1 protein-coding gene and 1 pseudogene are annotated in these 2,002 nt (G+C 59.4%); both read right to left on the minus strand.

The genetic code is table 11. The features are described from left to right. Positions 1-198, minus strand: a pseudogene (locus tag XI09_RS08725) (IS110 family transposase); the annotation flags it as partial. Continuing rightward, positions 195-1,511: a group II intron reverse transcriptase/maturase gene (ltrA, locus tag XI09_RS08730; protein WP_271566480.1), complete on the minus strand. Its 1,317-nt coding sequence runs from the start codon at positions 1,509-1,511 to the stop codon at positions 195-197. The pseudogene XI09_RS08725 and the gene ltrA, both read right to left, overlap by 4 nt. Between the last annotated feature and the right edge of the window lie 491 nt (positions 1,512-2,002).

A 2,002-nucleotide genomic window follows, 5' to 3' on the forward strand; every position in this document is an offset into this window, starting at 1 on the left:
CACCGGAACAAACCGCATCGTCGGTCGCGTCACAGCTTCGCAAACCCCTTCGGCATCGCGGCCGTCGTTCTTGTTGCGCTTGAGTAGAGTCGAGGAGAGGCGCGGTGATGCGCTTGTTGCGCGTTCCGTTTCCTCTCCCCGCTCATCAAACCGGACGTGCGGTTTTCCCGCATCCGGCTTTCCGACAGGTTTCGTCACAAGGCGCACGTCGGCGACACTTTGCGCACGCGGTTCAGCACAAGTACGCCAGGGTTCCCATAGATCTGATCAGAGAACCGTCTGACGCCACGTCCTGGCGTCTTATGTCGTCTGCGCAGAAAGGCGAGCACGCGGTCAAAGACGTGTCGATCAACGGCCTGATGAGCCGTAGCAAGCGAGCCATAGCTGAAGTAAGCGGACCAGCCGCGCAGAAGGCGGTTCAGTCGTGCTTGTACTTCGGGCCAAGCGCCCTTGTTGCCCGGCGTCAGCAGTTCGCTGACCTTCCTCTTGATCCGCAGCACGCTTTTCTTCGACGGAGCCGCGCCAAGATACCACCGCCCCCCATTGCGGAAGTGGCGGGGTCCGAGCGTGTACCCAAGGAAGTCAAAGCTTTCCAATCGGGCATTCTTCACCGAGGTTTTAGTCTCGTTGAGTGTCAGCCCAAGCTTGGTCATCACCGCTTTCGTCCACGTCAATGCGTCTTCCGCGTGGCCGCGGCTGAGAATGACGAAGTCGTCGGCATAGGAGATAATCTGGCCATGGAATGCTTCACGCCGACCGCTGAGACGCCAATGCTTCAGGAACCGGTTCATGTAGATGACGGAGAGCAGCGGACTGATGACACCGCCCTGTGGCGTGCCACACTTGTTGCTCTTACCGCCGCTCATGCGCCGTTTCCCGTTGCTATCCCGCTCCTCGACCGGTACTCGCAGCCATAACTTAATCAGCCGCAGCACATTCCGGTCGACGATGCGTCGGGCCACCGATTTGAGGAGGTCCGAGTGCGGTATCGTGTCGAAGTATTTCGACAAATCGGCGTCAACAACATCTGTGTAGCCCCGGCACATAAGCCGGTGCACTTCCTTGACGGCATCGACCGCGCTGCGGCGCGGGCGATATCCATAAGCTCCGTCCTCAAAATCCGCCTCGAAGATCGGTTCCAGCACGATCTTTGCAGCAGCTTGGACGACCCGGTCCCGGATTGTTGGGATACCGAGCGGACGTTCGCCGCCGCCGGGCTTCGGGATCATCACCCGCCGCACCGGATCGGGCCGATAGGTCTTCGTGACGAGTTCATCGCGCAGGCCAGCCAACCATGCTTCGAGTCCCGACGCGTCGATCTGTTCGAAAGTTATTCCGTCCACTCCCGGCGCACCCGCGTTGACGCGGGCCAGCTTGTAGGCATGGCTCAGAATGTCCTCGCGGCAGATCTTGTCGTACAGCACATAGAAGCGGAAGGCAGGCTCCGCCTTCGCTTTGCAATAAAGCTTTCTCTGAAGGCTCCTGATCTTATCGGGCGTTTCAAGGCTCATCGCCAATCTACCCTTTCCCTCGCCATCTTCAAAAGCGCACCTGAAGTCAGGGTCCTTTCCTCCGCCGGAATTACCCGGTTTCATCGGTACCTTTGACCCTGTCCGACTCCCGTCCGGTCCATCGACTACTCAATGCTGAAGGCGCGACCTTCGACCAAGACGGGTCTCCCCCGATTACCCGTACTACCTTTCCAACGTGCCGTGCCCATTACCCCGGTGAACCAGACAGGTGCGTGCGTCGATTGCTTCCCTGTCCGCACGGCCTTCCCCGCCATACGATCGGATCGGCATTCACATCGTAACTTTCGAGGCGTGCTCAGGCTTCACTCACGTTACGGCCCGCTGGATTGCTCGGCCGCCTAAAGCGACCTTTGTCACGAGGCTTCGATCCGTCCGATTGCTCGTCCAAACCGCTCGTCAGCTACCAGATCAATCGACAACTCTCTGGGTGGATCCTTCCTCCACTGGTAATACGCGCCGTCGGGGCGCAC

The sequence above is a fragment of the Bradyrhizobium sp. CCBAU 11386 genome (assembly GCF_028128955.1).
GTDB lineage: Bacteria > Pseudomonadota > Alphaproteobacteria > Rhizobiales > Xanthobacteraceae > Bradyrhizobium.

Bases quoted from the DNA above. Each gene is read 5' to 3' on its own strand.
- ltrA (WP_271566480.1), bottom strand. From the start codon at position 1,511: ATGAGCCTTGAAACGCCCGATAAGATCAGGAGCCTTCAGAGAAAGCTT.